19 protein-coding genes and 1 pseudogene are annotated in these 19,077 nt (G+C 52.2%); 18 read left to right on the top strand and 2 right to left on the bottom strand.

Annotated elements, in window-relative coordinates:
• Positions 1–211: 211 nt before the first annotated feature.
• Entirely contained in the window at positions 212–1,234 is a 1,023-nt protein-coding gene (istA, locus tag LWH94_RS17760) for an IS21 family transposase (RefSeq protein ID WP_232903121.1), read from the top strand.
• Entirely contained in the window at positions 1,231–2,013 is a 783-nt protein-coding gene (gene istB, locus LWH94_RS17755) for an IS21-like element helper ATPase IstB (protein ID WP_176282987.1), read from the top strand. Before istA ends, istB begins: the two co-directional genes overlap by 4 nt.
• Positions 2,014–2,088: 75 nt before the next feature.
• Here istB and LWH94_RS17750 read toward each other — a convergent pair.
• A pseudogene (locus LWH94_RS17750) lies at positions 2,089–2,553 on the bottom strand (transposase); the annotation flags it as partial.
• Positions 2,554–2,942: 389 nt separating this feature from the next.
• On the opposite strand from LWH94_RS17750, the gene LWH94_RS17745 reads away from it, so the two are divergent.
• The 11 genes from LWH94_RS17745 to LWH94_RS17695 all read left to right on the top strand — a co-directional run bounded on the left by LWH94_RS17745 (position 2,943) and on the right by LWH94_RS17695 (position 9,825).
• Positions 2,943–3,212, top strand: coding sequence for a hypothetical protein (locus LWH94_RS17745; RefSeq protein ID WP_232903120.1), 270 nt, complete (start codon positions 2,943–2,945; stop codon positions 3,210–3,212).
• Positions 3,213–3,297: 85 nt separating this feature from the next.
• A complete protein-coding gene (locus tag LWH94_RS17740; RefSeq protein WP_232903119.1) occupies positions 3,298–3,576 on the top strand; it encodes a hypothetical protein in 279 nt (92 codons plus the stop codon).
• Between the two features lie 45 nt (positions 3,577–3,621).
• Positions 3,622–4,002 carry a hypothetical protein gene (locus LWH94_RS17735; RefSeq protein WP_232903118.1) on the top strand — a complete coding sequence of 127 codons (381 nt, stop codon included), beginning with the start codon at positions 3,622–3,624 and terminating at the stop codon, positions 4,000–4,002.
• 93 nt (positions 4,003–4,095) lie between these two features.
• Positions 4,096–5,730: a DNA cytosine methyltransferase gene (locus LWH94_RS17730; RefSeq protein ID WP_232903117.1), complete on the top strand. Its 1,635-nt coding sequence runs from the start codon at positions 4,096–4,098 to the stop codon at positions 5,728–5,730.
• Positions 5,731–5,785: 55 nt separating this feature from the next.
• Entirely contained in the window at positions 5,786–6,214 is a 429-nt protein-coding gene (locus tag LWH94_RS17725; protein ID WP_232903116.1) for a hypothetical protein, read from the top strand.
• 228 nt (positions 6,215–6,442) lie between these two features.
• A complete protein-coding gene (gene yfbR / locus LWH94_RS17720) occupies positions 6,443–7,048 on the top strand; it encodes a 5'-deoxynucleotidase (protein ID WP_114435355.1) in 606 nt (201 codons plus the stop codon).
• Complete coding sequence (locus tag LWH94_RS17715) at positions 7,041–7,283, top strand: hypothetical protein (protein ID WP_232903115.1); 243 nt, start codon at positions 7,041–7,043, stop codon at positions 7,281–7,283. Before yfbR ends, LWH94_RS17715 begins: the two co-directional genes overlap by 8 nt.
• A 23-nt stretch (positions 7,284–7,306) precedes the next feature.
• Positions 7,307–7,525, top strand: a complete 219-nt coding sequence (locus LWH94_RS17710; RefSeq protein WP_232903114.1) for a hypothetical protein — start codon at positions 7,307–7,309, stop codon at positions 7,523–7,525.
• A 132-nt stretch (positions 7,526–7,657) separates the two neighbouring features.
• A complete protein-coding gene (locus tag LWH94_RS17705; RefSeq protein ID WP_232903113.1) occupies positions 7,658–8,101 on the top strand; it encodes a hypothetical protein in 444 nt (147 codons plus the stop codon).
• A 190-nt stretch (positions 8,102–8,291) separates the two neighbouring features.
• On the top strand, positions 8,292–8,855 hold the full coding sequence (locus LWH94_RS17700; protein WP_232903112.1) for a pyruvate dehydrogenase: 564 nt from the start codon (positions 8,292–8,294) through the stop codon (positions 8,853–8,855).
• Between the two features lie 97 nt (positions 8,856–8,952).
• Entirely contained in the window at positions 8,953–9,825 is an 873-nt protein-coding gene (locus LWH94_RS17695) for an NgrC (RefSeq protein ID WP_232903111.1), read from the top strand.
• Between the two features lie 179 nt (positions 9,826–10,004).
• On the opposite strand, the gene LWH94_RS17690 is transcribed toward LWH94_RS17695, so the two are convergent.
• A complete protein-coding gene (locus tag LWH94_RS17690) occupies positions 10,005–10,367 on the bottom strand; it encodes a hypothetical protein (protein ID WP_232903110.1) in 363 nt (120 codons plus the stop codon).
• A 142-nt stretch (positions 10,368–10,509) separates the two neighbouring features.
• Between LWH94_RS17690 and LWH94_RS17685 the strand changes: the two genes are divergently transcribed.
• The 5 genes from LWH94_RS17685 (at position 10,510) to LWH94_RS17665 (ending at position 18,207) form a co-directional block, all read left to right on the top strand.
• Positions 10,510–11,835, top strand: a complete 1,326-nt coding sequence (locus tag LWH94_RS17685; protein WP_232903109.1) for a DUF7146 domain-containing protein — start codon at positions 10,510–10,512, stop codon at positions 11,833–11,835.
• A gap of 387 nt (positions 11,836–12,222) precedes the next feature.
• The gene (locus tag LWH94_RS17680) at positions 12,223–14,160 is read left to right on the top strand and encodes a DNA methyltransferase (RefSeq protein WP_232903108.1); all 1,938 of its coding nucleotides are present in this window, start codon (positions 12,223–12,225) and stop codon (positions 14,158–14,160) included.
• Positions 14,157–16,796, top strand: coding sequence for a DEAD/DEAH box helicase family protein (locus LWH94_RS17675; protein ID WP_232903107.1), 2,640 nt, complete (start codon positions 14,157–14,159; stop codon positions 16,794–16,796). Before LWH94_RS17680 ends, LWH94_RS17675 begins: the two co-directional genes overlap by 4 nt.
• Positions 16,797–17,026: 230 nt before the next feature.
• The gene (locus LWH94_RS17670) at positions 17,027–17,752 is read left to right on the top strand and encodes a hypothetical protein (protein ID WP_232903106.1); all 726 of its coding nucleotides are present in this window, start codon (positions 17,027–17,029) and stop codon (positions 17,750–17,752) included.
• Positions 17,753–18,009: 257 nt separating this feature from the next.
• Positions 18,010–18,207 carry a hypothetical protein gene (locus LWH94_RS17665; RefSeq protein WP_232903105.1) on the top strand — a complete coding sequence of 66 codons (198 nt, stop codon included), beginning with the start codon at positions 18,010–18,012 and terminating at the stop codon, positions 18,205–18,207.
• Positions 18,208–19,077 lie beyond the last annotated feature (870 nt).

The following is a 19,077-nucleotide window of genomic DNA, read 5'->3' as shown; positions in this document are numbered from 1 at the left end:
GCCGATGATCACCAGCAGGCAGAGGCGATCCTCCATGCGGACGTTGCTATAGACGCCATCCGCCCACCAGTACACATACCGCTTCTGGCTCAGATCACGCTGACACCAGCGCCGGTGATCGTCAATCTGTTAACGCCGATGTAATACTGACCCCCTGACGCCGAGGCAAAATTGACCCCCTGGGCGATAATGGCGGTTTTGAGCCGCCGAGATGTTGACCCAGGAGCAAGCAGTGGAGATCAAAGTGTTGGCCCGTCAGGGCTATGGCATCAAGGCAATTGCGCGGGAGCTGGGGCTATCGCGCAACACCGTTCGCAAGTATCTGAGGGCTGAGCGTACGCGACCCCGCTACACCCCGCGTTGCCCGCGCCCGACCAAGCTCGACCCTTACAAGCCTTATCTTCAGGAGCGGATTGACGCGGCCCGCCCGCGCTGGATACCGGCAACGGTGCTGTTACGTGAGATCCAGTCTCGAGGCTATGCCGGCGGGATCAGTCAGCTCAAGGCTTACCTCGCCCCGTTCAAGCGTCAGCCCGAGGAGCCGCTGGTACGCTTCGAGACGGCACCGGGACAGCAGATGCAGGTCGACTTCACCATCATCCGTCGCGGCCGCCACCCGCTCAAGGCCTTCGTTGCCACCCTCGGCTACAGCCGTGCGAGCTTCGTCCGCTTCTCTGACCGCGAGGACAGCGATGCGTGGCTCGAGGGACTACGGGCAGCGTTTGCCTACTTCGGCGGGGTGCCCGAGCAGGCGCTGTTTGATAACGCCAGTGCGATCATCCTGGAACGAGACGCCTATGGCGAGGGTGAGCACCGCTGGCATCCCCGGCTGGCGGCGCTCGCGGAAGAGTACGGCTTTTGCCCGAAGGTCTGCCGCCCCTATCGGGCCAAGACCAAGGGTAAGGTCGAACGCTTCAATCGCTACCTCAAAGAAAGCTTCGTGACGCCGCTGGCGGCTACGCTCAAGAGCGCCGGATTGCCACTGGACGTTGCCACCGCCAATGCCCATATCGGTCCCTGGCTCGAAGAGGTTGCCCAGCAACGGATACATGGCACCACCGGCGTCAAACCGGTTCTGCGCCTGGCCGAAGAGCGCTTACGGCTACTCCCGCTGCCGGCACGATCGACGGCACCGGCTCCGGTACCCGGTCTGCGGCCAGGACAAACACTGCCGCATGAGAGCTTGCAACACCCGCTTTCCGTCTACGACCAGTTACTGGAGGGGGTGGCATGAATCTCCAGCACGAACGCATCCAGGTGCTCTGCCAGGACCTCAAGCTCGACCGGATTGGCGTTGACTGGTCGCCGTTGGCGCAACAAGCGGCGCAGAGGGAAGTCAGCTACGCCGACTTCCTCGAACAGCTGCTGCGGGCCGAGCAGGAGGCCCGGCGCGAGCGCAGTCGTCAGACGCTGTTGAAGATGGCCACTCTACCGGCGGTGAAGACGCTGGAGCAGTATGACTTTGCCTTTGCCTCCGGTGCCCCACGGACGCAGCTCCAGGAATTGGCGGCACTGACCTTTATCGAGCGCGCAGAGAACATCGTGCTGCTCGGGCCGAGCGGTGTGGGCAAGACACACCTCGCGATCGCACTCGCCTATCGAGCAGTGATGAACGGGATCAAGACGCGCTTTGTCAGCGCTGCCGATCTGATGTTGCAGCTGATGGCAGCCCACCGACAGGAACGCCTCAAGGAGTACTTCAATCGCGTCGTCATGGGGCCGAGACTCTTGGTCATCGACGAGGTCGGCTACCTGCCGTTCGGGCGCGAGGAGGCTAACCTGTTCTTCAACGTCGTCGCCAAGCGCTACGAGCGCGGGAGCATGATCCTCACCAGCAATCTGGCGTTCACGCAGTGGGCTAGAACCTTTGCCGACGACCAGACGCTGACGGCGGCCATGCTCGATCGTCTCCTGCACCACGCGCACATCGTGCAAATCAGCGGCGAGAGCTATCGCCTCAAGGATAAACGCAAAGCCGGTGCGACCCCATCACCAGCCACAGCAGCGGAATAACCAGACGGGCCCAGGGGGTCAGAATTACTTCGGCGTTTTACGCCCAAAAGGGGTCAGTATTCAGTCGGCGTTGACATCAATCCAATGCTGCTTCAACCGGCTGATGGTGTTGGCGGACAGCCCCTTGGCCTGATCGACCAGCAATGCAGCCAGTGCATCCTGGTAATCGCCGGTACTCACCCCCTTCAGATACAGCCAGGGCAGCAGCTCCTCGACACTTCGAGCCCGCTTCAGGTATGGCGGCAACAAAGCACTGTTGAAGCGGACGCCGGAGCCGCTGCGATCCCTGACCTTGGGGACCTTGATCTCGACATTGCCGATGCCGGTCTGGACGGTACGCTCGGGCAAATAGCCATTGCGCACCACGGCCTTGCGACCATCCGGCAGCCGATGCTCAGCATGCTGCTCCAGTAGCACTTGGAGCTCGGCCTCAACGGCTTGTGCGATCAACTCGCGTGCACCGCTGCGTAACAACTCGGTCAGCGGATCTGTTACCTGTTCTTCTGGTTGTGAAAGCGCTCTCAGGGTAGACTGGGTCATGGCGTATCATTCTCTGTGGGTTGTGATTCTTGCCGGAATCAATCAACAGGATACGCCATCCTTCTATCTCCCCGTACACCAGAAATCACCATAACTCCTCTCGCCATCGTTGAAACAAATCCCGTGGAACTTCGTGTCCACGGGATTTACCTCTTTTTTGGGCAAATAGAGCGGTGACATTTCTGCCGGTTTGGATAGAATCAATATGGTTGACCGGTTTTTCCCGAGCGTTCCGCAAGGAGTGTTCCGGAAAAACAGTTTTGCTCTCATCGTGAGAGTGAAAGTAGGTAGCTGGCCTCTGAAAACAAACAGCAAATTACATTAACCCCACCGGGGCACACTGCCCCCTGGGATGGTGTGTCCCAATCGAACGAGAGGAACACACCATCATGGCATATGCAAAGAATTTGCCCGAGGCGAAGTTCAACCAGATATACGATGAGCTGTATAAGCGAGCGGAAGCCGCTGCAAAAGCCGCGTATCAGGAGAAACTCGCCAAGGCAAAAACCCCCAAGCAACGACAAGCATGCGCCGGGCACTATCCAAGCGACTGGTCTGAGCTGTTAGACCTGTGGTGTCGGAACAAAGTGACAAACCTGCATGTGTTGGAATGCTTGAGAATAGGGCATGTTTACAGCGGCCAGGAACTGGCTGACTAACGTGTCTTCAACATGAACCCGTCTGCCGGGCGCACCTGCCCGGTCAGGGTAAGCGCGCTGGCAGCACAATCTGAGAGGAGAGTGCATGCCCCAAGAAGAAAAAAAACATGGTGTGCTACCATTGCCTAAGATCCCGTATGAAAGGGTGATGAGTATGCCCACCATAAAAATTCGCTTTAATGAGCGATCCACAATGCCAGAGAGGCTGGAGCGCAGATCCGAAGAGCTCGGCATATCTGTTGAGCAACTCGTAAAACGCTTCATCTCGTCTGGAATGCAAGACTTTGAAAGCGACGAAGGCCCGGCAATTCCCGGAAAGTCACTTGAGGACTTTCTGGTGAAAAACGGAGCCTGGAAGAAGTAGTCGTTTTCCATATCAAGAACTGCCCATCAGGGCTCGGAGGTAGGTATGTCCAACCTTTCGGCCCTGGTAGGGGCTGTCCTGTTCGCTTGGTTGCCAGAGGATGAACACCCTCATCAACCAGGCCCAAAATACCGTCCGGTTCTCGTGATTGATGCTGACCCTGAAGGGAAGCGCGTTTGTCTGGCCTATGGCACCAGTCAGCGCGTTGACCAGAACGGGAAAGGGGAAATCACGTTCCGGAAAGATGAAATTAACGGTCTGACCAAAGATACGAAGTTTTGCCTCGGGAAAACCAAATGGGTTCCTGTGGCTCCTGAGTATCTCTCCAAGACGAAAACTGCTGGCGGCCTAACGGTTTTGGGTATGACCCCCAGAAACCGAACAGGCGACCTTGTAGACCGTCTTGAGGAGGTTGCTGACCTGTGAAGCCTGCCGGGGTTCCACGGCAGAGTCCGTAACGCCCAACGGGCCACCTACCCGTTGGGGATAGGTGGCCCTTCCAATTCTGGAGGAACACCTATGGCAACTATCATAAACACCAAGCTCGGTGAGCATCGCGGAAAAAAGCGGATCTGGCTCGAAGGCCAAAAGCTCATCCGCGAAGGCTATCGCCCTGGCATGAAATACGACCTGGAAATCAAGGATTCTCAGGTTCTGCTTCATGTGAAGGACACCGGACGGTTTACTGTCAGTAAGCGTGAGCGCAATGGCCGGGTATTACCGATCATTGATCTGACTGCGCAAGAGCTGGCGGAAATCTTTGATGGCGTGGAGATGCTCCGCGTTGCTATCAAAAACGGCAAAATCGTTGTATCCGCACATCACCAGCATCAAAAGGTCAAAGAGCGGGTAGAGCGGTTGGCCAACAAGCTGAAAAGTGGAGAGCCGCTATCGGTATGCAGCCTCTTTATGGGAGGTGGTGTGCTTGATAAGGCCCTCCACAAAGGTTTGTGGAATGCCGGGATCTCCAGCAAAGTTGCTGTCGCAGTAGAGCTGGAAGGAAAGTATCTGGATTCGTCTCTTCGGAACAATCCCGAGTTGTGGGATGACAACTCCATGGTGATTGAATCACCGATACAGGCTGTGAACATGAGCCGGAATCCACCACAAGTGGATCTGGTAGTGGGGGGGATCCCCTGCACAGGTGCTTCAAAGTCTGGCCGGAGCAAGAACAAGCTTGAGTTTGCCGAGTCTCACGAGGCAGCCGGAGCTATGTTCTTCTATTTCCTGCAATTTGTTGAGGTTCTCAACCCTTCACTGGTTGTGATTGAGAATGTTCCGGAGTACCAGAATACCGCCTCTATGGCTGTTATTCGCTCGGTGCTCGGATCCCTGGGGTATGACCTTCAGGAACGCATTCTTGATGGCAACGAATTTGGGGTGTTGGAGAAACGCAAACGGCTTTGCGCGATTGCCGTGTCCAAGGGCATTGAAGGGTTTGACCTGGAAAATGTTCTACCGGTACGGAAGAAAGAAGCGCAACTTAAAGACATCCTGGAGCCCGTTGCTCACGATTCTGATCGCTGGAAATCATTTGATTACCTGGCGGATAAAGAAAAGCGTGATAAGGCAGCCGGTAAAGGGTTTTCCCGTCAGCTTCTGACGGGTGAAGAGTCGTTCTGCGGAACCATTGGCCGGGACTACGCAAAATGCCGTAGCACTGAGCCATTCATCGTCAATCCAGAAAATCCCGCGCTTTCCAGGATCCTGACACCGGTTGAGCACAGCCGCGTGAAAGGAATTCCGGAATCGGTCATTGAGGGGCTGTCAGATACCGTTGCCCACCAGATTCTTGGGCAGTCGGTCATCTTCCCTGCTTTTGAAGCTGTTGCGAAAGAGCTGGGTGACAGCCTGTGGCGCTGGCAAGGCCTGAAACCGGCCTTGGTCGAAGTCGTGGACATCGAGCAGCCGTTTATCGGTGGCGACGATTTTCATTGGGCAAGCGCCGTTGTGGACGGGGAGGGCTACATTGAGCTCACTCCAGCCGCAAAGGTTGTGAATATGCCCATCAGCTTCGATACAAAAGACAGCCACATCGCCTTTTATGACCCGGAAGGTAAGGAAGTAAGTGCAGCGAGTGAACCTTGTTACTACGTGCCAGCAGCCGTTGCTGGCGATGGAAGAATCAAGGTCGATGCTGGATTGATTCATTGAAACAACCGGGGCGCAGCCGAAAGGTTTGCGCCCCGGCTCTTTTGTGGAGGTTGCCATGAAAGTAGAAACAGTCGTGCGTTTACCGATGGCTGACAGCGGTCTGCAAAACAGCATTGTCCGGTTGAATAACCGAAACATGGACTCCACCCGGAAAGATCGAGCCCGCTTTTTCCGCAGAGAGCCCCTTGTCATTGTCAACAATGTCGATGGCAGCAAAATCTTGAGATACGCCATGGGCAGCTCTGGATTGGGCATCTGTAAAAATGCGGTAGGCCTTGATTATGACGGGGTAGATGCGCTCAACATCCGGTTTAAGGAACCGGTAGACCTGGAAATCAGAAGGGCAAAACGGTGGGAAGTCTGGCAGTGGTTCTGGCAGCATCCTGACCAAAGCGTTCAGTTATCCATTCGCTTGGGTATCGCTGGCGCTTTATTGGGGATCCTGGGCTTTCTGACCGGTGTTACTCCTCTGATCTTGAACTAACCCAAGCCCGGCAATATCGCCGGGCTTTTTCACATGTGAAAGTTTTGTGCGCCCAAAAAAGGCAAATGCAGAGTTGTTGCCATGGCCATCGGGCGGTATTCTTGAGGTATTGTCAGCGTTGCTGACATGTCACGGTAGCTGGCCAAAAACAGCATTCAAATTAACCCAATCGGGGCACATCAAACCCCGGTTGGGGATTGGTGTGCCTCCGGCATTCTGGAGGTAACCATGGAAAATCCTACCTATGGATTCTTGGCGCTCGCAATGCGCCAAAGACTCATCAAACGCTGGTCGCTGATGCACTCCCTCCAGCCGGAGTCAGTGCTTGAGCACAGTGCCGTTGTAACGCTTCTGGCCATGCTGGCGGGCAATATCGCCAAGCAGCAAGGCAAAGAGGTGGATATAGCAAAAATGCTGTCTCACGCAGTTCTGCACGATGCAGCAGAGGTTCTGTGCTCTGATGTTGTGACCCCCGTAAAGAAGGCCAACCCCGTTCTCAAGCGGGAGTTTGAGCGTCTGGAAAAAGCGGCTGAAGATCGCCTTGTTCAAACGCTGCCGGATTCACTGAAAGATCCGGTATCTGAAGCGTTTGCTCCGGGCGGCTATGAGCAGCAGCTTGTTAAGGCTTGTGACGTTTATGCGGCTTACATCAAGTGCAAACTGGAGGTGGCCGCAGGAAACAAAATCGAGTTTGAAGACGCTCTTGGCAAAATGGAGCAAATCGTCATCCAGATCAAAAGCGACTTCCCGGAAGTGGCGGCCCTGGATGAATGGTTCGGGGAAGGCCTCGGGCAGTCGGTTGATAAACTGCTATCCGGAGGAACTGATGCCTGAACCTATCCAAATCAAAAACTTTGGGAATGACCGGTTTTGCGCCTCATTAGAGGAGCTTAAATCGGTTCTCTCAAACGAGTTCAGAGATCAGCATGTCAGTGTCATTTACCGGTCAAAAAAAACAGGTTTGCTAAAAACCTTGTTTGTATCGGTAGAGCAATCTGGTGTGATCAAGGAAAGCTATGGCCAGCAGGCTGAAGTGAACTTTGGTCAGATCTCTGAAGATCTCTCATGAATCAATCGACAGGTGAACCCAAAATGATTGTGATGATCGTTGATACCGGGAATTTTGAGTTTGTAGGTCTGGGCCGCGACGAGGCTGAAGCCACACAGGCTCTGCTTTCCCGATGGGAACAGCATTGCAGCAATGTGCCCCAGGCAGATCAAGGGTACATGCAAGAGCTGATCACCGAAGGTAGTGCGCAAATCATGGAGCTGGAGCCTGGCTCTGCCGTGATTTACGGGCTCGACGGTTGATTCTCAGTGAATAGATCTCGTGCGCAGGCGCTCGTCTGGCCCTGAGATCACTTGAAGTAATACCCAACCCCACGGGGAGACAGCTCCCCTACGGGGGAAGTTGTCTCTCTTTTGCTCAGAAGGAGAGAAAACATGGGCTTTTTCAGTTGGAAAACTGCTGACACAAAACAGAGCATTCCGAACATCTACGCGAACCGCCCTCCGGTTACCGTGTATATGCTTCAGCCAAACGGGCAACAGCCTATTGCTAAGCCCTCCTATGAAGGCTATGGCAAATTTGGTGGTGTGGATGCTTACCAGTGGCTTCTGGAACAGAACGCTGAATACCTGGGGCTCAACCTTTGTGAGTTGACTCATGAAGAGCGAGCGATGCTGGGGATCAGTCTGGAGTGCGGGAGTGTATGCCGTGACACCGAAACAGGTGAGATCTGGCATATTTCTTCGATGCGCGGAAGCTGGTTCCAGGCAAGTATGCTGGCATCACGTTCGATCAGGAAGTTCCAGGTTACGGTGCAAGCGCAAATGAACTGCGGAGAAATGGTCGGTTCGAGAGCGTGGACATTTCAGACATTCTGAAATTTCCGTACCCACTGAAATTCAGCTTTGACCCTGATGCTGTCTACGAAGATCTTCCCGAGTCGGAGATGTGCCCTGAGCAGGGCTTTTTCTACGACGACGATGGTCATGAAGACGCAGCATAAATAAACCCCACGGGGAACGCGCCCCGGCTGGGGATGCGTTCCTCCTAATTTGCGAGGAATGAACAATGTCTATTTTCGATCAGGCTTTGACACGTACTGATGGCAAAACACTCATCCTGACTAACGGGAGCAAGTGGGCCGGTGACACACCGGATGACATCCAGGTTCTACTGGAGGTTCTTGCCAAAGATGTGCTGGATCCAAGCTTTGAACAATACCATTGTTACGAGCCTGTGCCTTTCGATCCGTTGCTCAAAGAGCGTGGTGAAGAGAGCGCAAGGAAGTATTTGCCTTGGGTTGGAGCTGCAACGTTCTCTGGTAACTTTCTGACGGTTTCGCATGCGTTTTATGTCATCACCAAGGATCAGGTGGTGGCTGATGCGCTCAGTGCGGCTATTAGAAGCAACCTGGAGAAGCCGGAGTATCAACGTGAGGCTTACGGGCTTTATGCGGACTGGTACTACGCTGAGACTAACCACGGCAAACGTCTGGTGTCGCCCACACAAGCGGAAGACATCCGAACCGGCAATGTCTCTGAGGTGCGTTATCCGCGCAACTTTGAAGAGATGAAATCAGCCAAATTGATTGGCCCTCGTTTCGTGAAGCAACCCGAAAAACAGTGTGCGTAACACCTGCTCGGTGCTGGCGGAACAAACCAACCCAACCCATAGGGGTGCTATGCCTCTATGGGGCAATAGCACCCTTCAATCCTGAAGAGGTGTTCAAATGACACAGTTTCTTGAAGAGCATTTTCAGAACCGCCTGAAAGAGCTTGGCTACCCCGATGACCTGACCGTTGAGTTTAGTCTTGGGCATTGCCAAGGTGATGGAATGGCATTCTATGGGAGCATCCCGGAGAGTTCGCTCAGGCCGTTGATGATGCGTCTGTTGTCGCCACATGCCGATGGCCTGACCGCTGTCGAAAGGGTGAAAAACCTGCTGGCGCAGAAGCATCTGGACATCATGGTGGATGTGATAAAAACGTTCGGATGTTGCGGGCTTGAAATAGCCCGGAATGATTTCGGGCATCACTATTCACATTTCAACACCATGAGCCTGTATGACGACTCAGAACCATTCGATCACGTTTTTTCGGAAGGGGAAGATGTTGAGAAACTTACTGGCATTGAAGGGTTAACTCACGATGTTCTTCCGATCTGGGAAGAGATCTGGGAGCGTTTCTGTCAGGCACTGAAAGAAGACATCCCTCACACCTCAAGACTGCTTGAGGCTGAGGGTTACAAGATCCTTGAGGGGATGTCTTCAGAAGAAGCGGTCGTATGGGAGTTTCACACCAGAAACCTTGTTGTACGGCTTCTTGAACAGCCGTGTCGGGATCTGTATGCAATGGATGGTTGGGACGATGAGCCTAAAAAAGACGCTATCCAGGGCATGCTTGACGGCACACAGCGCGTTGTTAGTCTTGAGGCTGAAGTACGGGATCGGGAAACCGATGTGGTGCTTGGTCAGGATTGCGTGGACGGCCTTCTTTGTGATGTTGACGACAAAGACTATGGCGGGCTCCGCTGGGAGCTTCTAAAAAATGCCATGGACGCGGCCAGAAGCCAGATCCAAAGATTGAACGTGAGAGCTGCGTAAACCATGCAGGAGGGAGAAGTCTCTCCCTCCTGCATCCAAGTCTGATTACCCTTGTTTCTGAATCCCGGATATAATGGTAATCAGATTTTGCTCTCCTCGGTGAGAGTAAAGGAGGTAGCTGGCCTCAATAAATAAATAGCATATCAATTAGACCCTGAAGCTTGGCTTTGGGTGTCACTTCAAATGAAAAAGCCCCACCGGGCGCAATTGCCCGGCCAGGGATGATTGCGCCCTTCTGATTCGAGAGGAGTGTAATCATGGCCCTTCGGCAACAACTTCGACCAGGCTTCAAGATCTTCTTCTTGGGGATCTGGTTCGAGAAAACGGTTCATTCTATCGGTCTTGGGTTTACGGATATTGTCTACGGTTATGCCGTGGCCCGTTCCCAAAATGAAGCGATAGACCTCGCCCACAAGAAATACCGTGGGAAAGGCATACCGAAGATCCGGAAAGTTTCTGCTTCGGTTGCACGAAGCCAAAACCTGTCCAGGTACTGCTTTCCTGAAAAAATGGCTGGTATCCGCTTGGGTGCCACCACTCATTAATTAATCCCACCGGGGAGTCCCTCCCTGCTGGGAGATCTCCCCTGATGCAGTCCCGGTGTCGGGGTTTCCGTAAGCCCCCAGCACTGGAGGCTTGCGGAAGCCTCGATGTCGGGGTTCCGTAGCAAAAGGAGAGAAAATCATGTCCTACTACAAAGCTGAAACCGTTCGTGAAGCAGCCTCCGGCAATTGGCTCTTTATCGTGTCGGCGCTTGCGCCCCACGCTGAGGAAGCCCTGAAGCGGCCAGGTAAGCACGTTGCCTGTCCGATTCATGGTGGAAAGGATGGCTTCCGAGTGTTTAAAAAAGACTTCCTGGAGACTGGTGGCGGGTACTGCAACACCTGCGGCCCCCGTCATGATGGTTTTGAGTTGCTCATGTGGCTCAACAACTGGTCATTCAAGGAAACGCTTGCCGCTGTTGGTGAATTTCTGGGTGTTGAAAAACAACTGACCTGGAAAGAAAAAAAGCAGCAGCAAAACAACGCTCGACCGCAGCAACGCCAACGTCAGGTCGCTTGTGCTGGAGGAGGTGCCGCTCAGGAGTCAGTAATCCCGATTCCGGCCACGCCTCATGTGCAGCCAGAGCCTGAGCCGGTGCAGGATGGTGCAGCATCGGAGGATTCAAAGGTGATTCCTCTTTTGATGCAGAAGTCCAAGCCCTGGTTAATGGAGTTGCAGGAAGAGATGGAGCGCCGGGCAGAGCGGCAGCGCAAATACAGTGCTCGCCTCCATGAAAAAATCACTCAAATTTGGGAAAAGGAGTGCCTCCCGCTCTCAAGTGAGTGCAATGAACCGGTGAGAGCCTACTTCCAGAACCGAGGCCTCGTGTTTCGCTGGAACAGGATCGAAGAGAGTGACTCGCTGCGGGTTCATCCCGCTCTGTCATACTTTGACGAAGATGGTAACGAAGTAGGGAAGTTCCCCGCTCTCGTATGCGCCATCCGAGACAAAGCCGGGCAAGTGATTACTCTCCACCGGATCTACCTGACGCAAACCGGTAAGAAAGCCCGAGTTCCGGAGCCCAAAAAGATGATGCCTGTGCCAGATGATCTCAAGGTCACTGGTGGCGCTATTCGATTGGGCGAACCGAAATCCGGCATTATCGGTGTTGCTGAAGGTGTAGAAACCGCCTTGTCTGCGTTTAAGGCCACTCAGATCCCAACATGGGCGACAGTCAGTGCAACGCTGATGGAAGCTTTCGAGGTTCCGGAAGGTGTGCATACTGTCCTGATCTGGGCCGACAAAGATAAGTCGCTTACCGGCCAAACCTCAGCGCATGCGCTGGAAGCTCGTCTCAAGCAGGAAGGGATCAAAGCAACGGTCATCACCCCAAAACTGCCCATTCCCAAGAATGGCAAAGGTGTTGACTGGAATGATGTTTTGATTTCGCAGGGAACCGAAGGTTTCCCGACCGCTCAGAGAATCTATGCCTCACTGTTCGGAGGTTATGCTTATGCCCGTGCTTGATGTTCGCACTATCGACACCACGCCGGGCGCAGACCCTGTAAATCCCTTTACCCCGCCTTCGGGCTGGGTAGGGGGCAGTGAGGATTATAGAGATCTGTTGAGACAGCGGTATCGCCGGGTCGATCATTACCAACGCATATATAGAGTTGTTCATTTCGCGCAACGGCAGCCGGTGAATATCACCGGCCCATACGCGGAAGAGGCAACCTGTATCATTGAAACACTTTCACGAAAAAAATAGGCCAATCCTTCGGGGTTGGCCTTTTTTGTTTGTGGCCTGAGTCGGGGGTGGGGCGGGTTTCCGTGACCTGACTCTGGTCGAGAGGGAATCTGATGTATAAAGTGTCCATTTTGAGCTCAAACCATCAGGTACTAGGGAAGTGAACCTTGCAAAATCTCTTTGAAGACCTCGAAAACCTCCTCCAGCAAGACCAGTCGTTCATCTCGGACGGGGCGATCCTGAAAAACGCGGTGATCGAAGCTGCACTGAACCTGGATCCCGCATTACTGAAAATCCTATTGCAGTCGAAAAAAATCAAAGATCACTTTTTCACCGATGTTTCCGGGACAATGGTGTTTGATAAGGTCAAGTTCCAAGAATTTGTGTCAAACAAGGCGTTTCTTCCGGACAGTTACACTGCATTCAAGAACCGTATCGGCCTGATGGATGGCAATGGCAGCTACCTTGGCCAGTCTCGTGATGTTTCGTTGGTATGGCCGTATAAAGATTGCGTCCTGGAAGGGGGCATGACGAAGGAAGACCATGGCAGGAGCGAGATTTTCTGGAACACGACGCTTGCACCCGATGACATTACCCGATTTTTTGAGCCGAAAGTAATGACGAACTGGCAGCGATGGGATCAGGGTGCGGTGGAAGCGGATCAGCCGACCGCAGCAGGTGAAATTAAGTCTGACGATAACTTATTAATTAAAGGCAACAACCTTGTCGCATTGCATTCATTGAAAGAACGATATTCCGGTCGGATTAAGCTCATCTACATTGATCCTCCCTATAATACTGGCAATGATGGGTTCAGGTATAACGATAGGTTCAACCATTCAGCGTGGTTGACGTTCATGAGGAACCGGTTAGATGTTGCAAAGTCTCTTTTAAGAAGAGATGGAGCGATCTTCGTCACGCTTGACGATACCGAAGTACACTATGCGAAGGTGCTGATGGATGAGATCTTCGGTCGAGAAAAATTTGTTGCTCATATTGCATGGCAAAAACGGACTTCTCCTGACGATCGCGTAATACTGGGAAACGCACACGACAACATACTTGTATATGCGAGAGAGCAGGGAACAACAAAACGGGCAAATGGAACTTTTAAAACAATATTTGAGGAAAGCGCAAATCGGCTTCCTATGACTGATAAACAAAGGGCTGAATACAAAAACCCTGATAATGATCCTAAAGGCCCATGGGTTCACCGCGATTTCACTGCACAGAATCAAAAGAAGAATGGCAAGTGGGGGCGTGAAAAACAAATGTATTGGATCACCTCTCCGTCCGGGAATAAATTCTATCCGCCAGAAGGTTACTGCTGGAAGGTTACGGAAGAGGAATACCGGACTCTGGAAGCAGAGAACCGCCTGTGGTTTGGCAAGGAGGGGAACAACCAGCCAAGGCGGAAAAAATATCTGTCAGAGGAAAATGGAATTCAATCTTCAACGTGGTGGCCACACCAAGACGCAGGGACGAATGAGCAGGCTAAAAAAGAGCTGAAAGCACTTGTAGGTACGAGCGAAGCCTCAGAGTTTACGCCGAAACCAGAGCGGCTTATGAGTCGAATTATTCAAATAGCAACCAATCCTGGTGACATCGTTCTCGACTTCTATGCTGGCTCAGGAACAACACCGGCTGTTGCGCAGAAAATGAATAGACAATGGATTGCAGTTGAACAAATGGATTACATCGAAACGCTCACAAAGACTAGATTAAAGAAAGTCATTGATGGTGAGCAGGGCGGAGTATCAAAGCCTCTGGAGTGGTCTGGAGGAGGTTCCTTTGTGTATACAGAACTTGCAGCCTCGAATTCGATGTTCCTTGATCAAATGCAATCTTCTCAGGATATGACCGCCCTAAAGCAGATTTATCAGGAGATCCAGGCTACAGGCTTCCTGCGTTATGACATGGATTTGAGCTCGTTCGATATTGATGTGTTTGAGTCGTTGCCGCTAGATGATGCAAAACGGGTACTGATGGATTGTCTGGACATGAACCACCTCTATATCAATCTGTCGTCCTTAAAAGATGCTGACTTCGATATTTCAGCCGATGATGTTGCCGCTACCCGCTCGTTCTATGGGGTAACACCATGAGCCAGACATTAAACGATAAGCTTAATGGCGCTGCTGACCTGGGTTTGTTGGAGAAGCCCATCCCGGACTGTATATCGAATAATCTCGCGTCCTCGATCACGTTGCGCCCCTATCAGGTGACGGCGCTCGAACGCTATCTGTATTACATTGAGGACTTCCCTCACCGTCCGAGCAACCCACACCTGCTGTTCCACATGGCGACTGGCAGCGGTAAAACCGTGCTCATGGCCGCGCTTATAATGGATCTGTACCGGAGAGGGTATCGAAACTTCCTGTTTTTCGTGAATTCGGCCCAGATCATCGAGAAAACAAGGGAGAATTTTTTAAACCCTGCATCGGCCAAGCACCTGTTTGCTCCGCAGATACGGATCGACGACAAGCCGGTAGAAGTGCGTTCTGTAGATACATTCGACGCTGTGAGTGAAGAAGCAATAAACATCCACTTCACGACAATCCAGGGGCTGCATACCCGGATGCAGATACCCAAGGAAAACTCGGTCACAGTTGAAGATTTTCGGGAATACAAGGTGGCGATGATTTCTGATGAGGCCCACCACCTGAACGCCGAAACCAAGAAGACCCTGACTAAAGGCGAGGCCGAAGAAAAGGTAAGCTGGGAAGGCACCGTCTCAGCGATCTTTGAGCAGCACCCGGAGAACATGCTGCTTGAGTTCACGGCAACTGTGGATCTTTCGCATGATGCCATCAGGAAGAAATACCACGACAAAATCATCTATGACTATGCACTGAAGCAATTCCGAGAAGATGGTTACTCCAAGGACATAGAGTTGCGCCAGGCCGACCTTCCACCGAAGGAGCGGATGATGCAGGCTATGGTGCTGAGCCAGTATCGACGCAAGGTGGCAGAGGCCAATGGGCTCCACTGCAAACCTGTAGTGTTGATGAAGTCCAAAACTATTAAAGAAAGTGGTGAGAACGAGGCTTTATTTACCGACATGGTTTCAGAGCTTTCCTCAGAAGACATTTTGAAGCTGAGGACTGCATCTAAAGCTGACGACACACTCTCCCGTGCCTTCGAGTTCATCATGGATGAGAGAGGCATGAGCGCAGCCAACTTTGTTTTGGAGTTACGGCGAGACTTTTCCTCTGAGAAGGTCGTGAACGTCAACAATATCAAGGATCTCGAAGACAGGCAGGTTGAACTAAACGCGCTTGAGGATCGAGACAATGAGATCCGTGTGATTTTCGCAGTTGATAAGCTCAATGAAGGCTGGGATGTATTAAACCTGTTTGACATTGTGCGCCTCTACGACACAAGGGACGGTAAAGCCAACAAGGTTGGCAAAACCACTATGGCGGAAGCTCAGTTGATAGGCCGGGGCGCACGGTATTTTCCTTTCGTGGCTCCAGATCAACCAGATGCAGCGAGGGAGAAGAGAAAATACGACAATGCGGTAGATAATCCTCTACGGATTCTTGAAGAGCTTCATTACCACTGCTCGCATAACCCGAAATACATCCAGGATATACGGAATGCGCTCCGTGAAACGGGCATGCTGGACGACACAACCAGAAGGGTTCACCTTCGCTTGAAGGATAGCTTCAAACAATCTTTTCTGTATAAAAATGGCCATGTTTGGGCCAACTCCAGGATAAGGAATCAGCGCAAAGATGTTATTGGCTTGGGCTCTTATAAGATAGACCCAGCCTTCACGTATCCCGATCTTATGACCGGGCGAGTGACAGAAAAATCTGCATTCGATGACAAAGCATCGTCAACTCCGTCTGAGAAGCCCAAGGAGCCGGTAAGCCGCGACTTTGCGCTGGCGGGGTTTGGATTGCCGATCATTCGATTTGCCCTGGATTCCAACAGATTTTTCCATTTCGACAATCTGAAGGCATACTTCCCGAACCTTTCCAGTACCTCGGAGTTCATCACCTCCCAAACCTATCTAGGCAACACCGTGGTATCGGTCAGAGGGCTGGCGGATGATCTCGATACCTTGGGGCCAGCGCAAAAGCTCAGCATCACACAGTATGTGCTGCACCAAATTGAGAACGGTGTGAAGCGAGAAAGCGTGGAGTTTGTTGGAACCAAGCGATTTGAACCGCAAAAGATCAGCGAATGTTTCACCGATACAACGCTGAAATTGAGAAAAGAAGGGGAGACTGGCCTGAGCTGGGTAAAAGGCGAAAGCAATGTGCCGGGCATCGACCAGATAGACCTGACTGCCAAAGATTGGTACGTCTACGATGACAGTTACGGTACTGATCAGGAAAAGCAATTCATCAAATTCCTGAACGATCATGCCGAGATGCTGAGATCGCATTATGATGATTTCCACCTTCTCCGAAACGAAAAGGCAGTAAAACTGTTTGCCTTTGAGAATGGCCAGGCGTTTGAGCCCGACTTCATTTTGTTTCTGCGGCGTTCAGCCGATAAGAAAGAAACCATAATGCAGCTCTTCATCGAGCCTAAAGGTACGCACCTAGCTGACCAGGAGAAATGGAAAGAGGACTTCCTTAAACAGATCCAGGGTGAGGCCAAAATCCAAACCGTCTTCCAAGGAAGCGATTACAAGGTGCTGGGCCTGCCTTTCTTCAATGACACTACGCCATGGATTAATGATTTCCGAGATTGTTTCAACCTGGCTACGGACGGCACTTCTAAGTAATAGCAATTGATGAGCGGCCACCTAATGCTTAACGGGTGGTCGCCACTCTCCTTCCACCTTACCCACCCGGCGCAATCCTTCTTCCTCTCGAAGCTTAATTAACCAACCAGAAAGTCTGAGAAGGGTAGGGGTTGCATTTCCGGAGCCCGTGATAACCTGAATACGTTGATAAATAAACGAGACGCTGGCGGCGTGGCCGATCTGCGTTTCAGCAACAGGAGATAGATCCGATGATGACTTTAAATACCCTTTCCGAAAAACGAACTGATTCCGAGGCCCGCGTATTTTGGCGTACCGGCACGACCAAAAAGGGCATCCTTGATGTGAAGCTGGATTTCGAGCATGAGGACGCAGCTCTGATAGCGGAATTGATTGCTCTTCAGTACCTGCTTTTTGAGAAGAAGGTTTTCAATCGGGAACCTGGATCGGGCAACGGCTACAAGCTGGTTGTGTCAAAAGGTGCGATTAAAAAACTCGCTCTCGGCAAATCCAACAAGAAACACGCCATAAAATTCGCAGCCTTTCTCACCAACCGCATGAAGGGTGTCGCCATTGAGGTGTCGCAGAGCCGGGATCTGATGGCCACACCAGAAGAACAAACCCCGGTGGTTCTCCATGGCAAAAGAGAAGTCTATGCCCGCACCTTCGACCCGGTAGAAACCCCGGCCATGGGGACAATCCTGGTGACCCAGCATGCCGTTGACCGTTACCAGGAGCGCATAACCTCCGGTGACCCGAAGAAGCCCTGGGCCTCTCTTGTTGGCCGATTGATGCACCCGGAATTGCGGAAAATTGATCCAGGTAAACGGGTACTGGCGCATAAGGCAAGAAAATATGGGGACGACAACAAAACAGAATATTGGAGTCATCCGACCTCTTCTTTCGTGTATCAAGTGCTGAGAGAAAGTTCGGGTGAGGGGATCTTGGTAACTGTATATGAACGGAGGGATGACTGAAGGGAAATAGCGATAACACATACAAAGTTTTGTCGGTACAAAGTAAGTGATAAGCGTGATTTGAAAGAGGAAAAGCGTATGTTGAAGAAGATGGCTTTCGTTCTGGCGGGTCTTGTATTTAGCGCAGCAGCAATGGCCAATCCTACCTTCTTTGAACAGCCAACTTGTCGACCTGAGGGCGGTGGCCAACCGTCTCGGGATGTACGACGCATCCGATCTGCTGCGAAAGATCCTCGAACAGTAATTGGAACCCGGGCATGAGCGAACGATACCGATACGGACTATTCCTTAACCCCCAGCCTAAAGATCCCTCGATTACAGATCTGGCTGAAGCAGAGCGCCAGGCTAAGAAAATGTCAGTCGATAACCAGGGTGCGCCTGTGGCCGTGTGGGATAAAGATGATCGAACACTAAAATTATTCGCTGGCTACGAAGAATTTGAGCCAACGAAGTAATGGGAAAACGACGGAAGGTGCGTCTATGAGCTATGAAACCCAGTACGCGGCTCGAATGAGAATAACGGGCGGAGGCTGATTTACACGAGGCATATCCTGGAGGGATAACCCCGGATAACGCGAGCGAGATTTTGACCTATCAGCGTGAACGTATCGATGCACGCAAAGCAGAACTAGGCGTGCAGACAACAGTCTGAAAGTGGGAATACGCATGCCTTCAACATTTGCGTCATTACTGCCAAAGCCGTTACGGACTCCATTATTATTTTCGGCATTATTTGCGGCAGGGAGCCTTTCAGCGGTCACCTATGCCAATGAGCTAACAATTGCGACTACTTATCTGTGGATAGCATGCAGTGTTTTAGGGGCTGAGATTATCGCCAGCGCAATTTGTGAAAGACACTCTGGCACCTCTTGGAAAGCTCTTATCGTGGAATATCTAGTCTGGATAATAGGCCTTTCCTGTTTGCTGGCCCTATTTGTTTGCCTGGCATTTCTGATAATGCCAGCCCCCTAGCATATCACGCAGCCGATAAGCGCAACCACGAACCAGCAGGGCCCCGGAAGGGCCGAAGCCCGCCCCGGGGTTTCAGGTGTTCTTTCTGGGGCTGAGAGCTTTAGCCAACGGCCCAACTCTGCTCACCTCTCCCGCCGCCCACTCCCTGCCCTATTTATCCAGCGATCTGTGTTATTCTACTAGACATAAATGACAGGCGTGCTAGAGTAGACATATATGACCAGTGTGCATATTCCGGCCCATCGTGACCGCCCATTCCGTTTGAACGTGACCGCCTGTTCCGGGTGATCGTGACCGCTCATTCCGTTTTATCGTGACCGATTTTGGACGTTTTTCCGGAATCGCTGGTCACG

It is taken from the genome of Marinobacter sp. G11 (assembly GCF_021282325.1).
In the GTDB taxonomy this organism is placed as follows: Bacteria; Pseudomonadota; Gammaproteobacteria; order Pseudomonadales; family Oleiphilaceae; genus Marinobacter; species Marinobacter vinifirmus.
The sequence above is the reverse complement of the archived record's forward strand: the minus strand, read 5'-3'. Positions and strand labels throughout refer to the sequence as shown.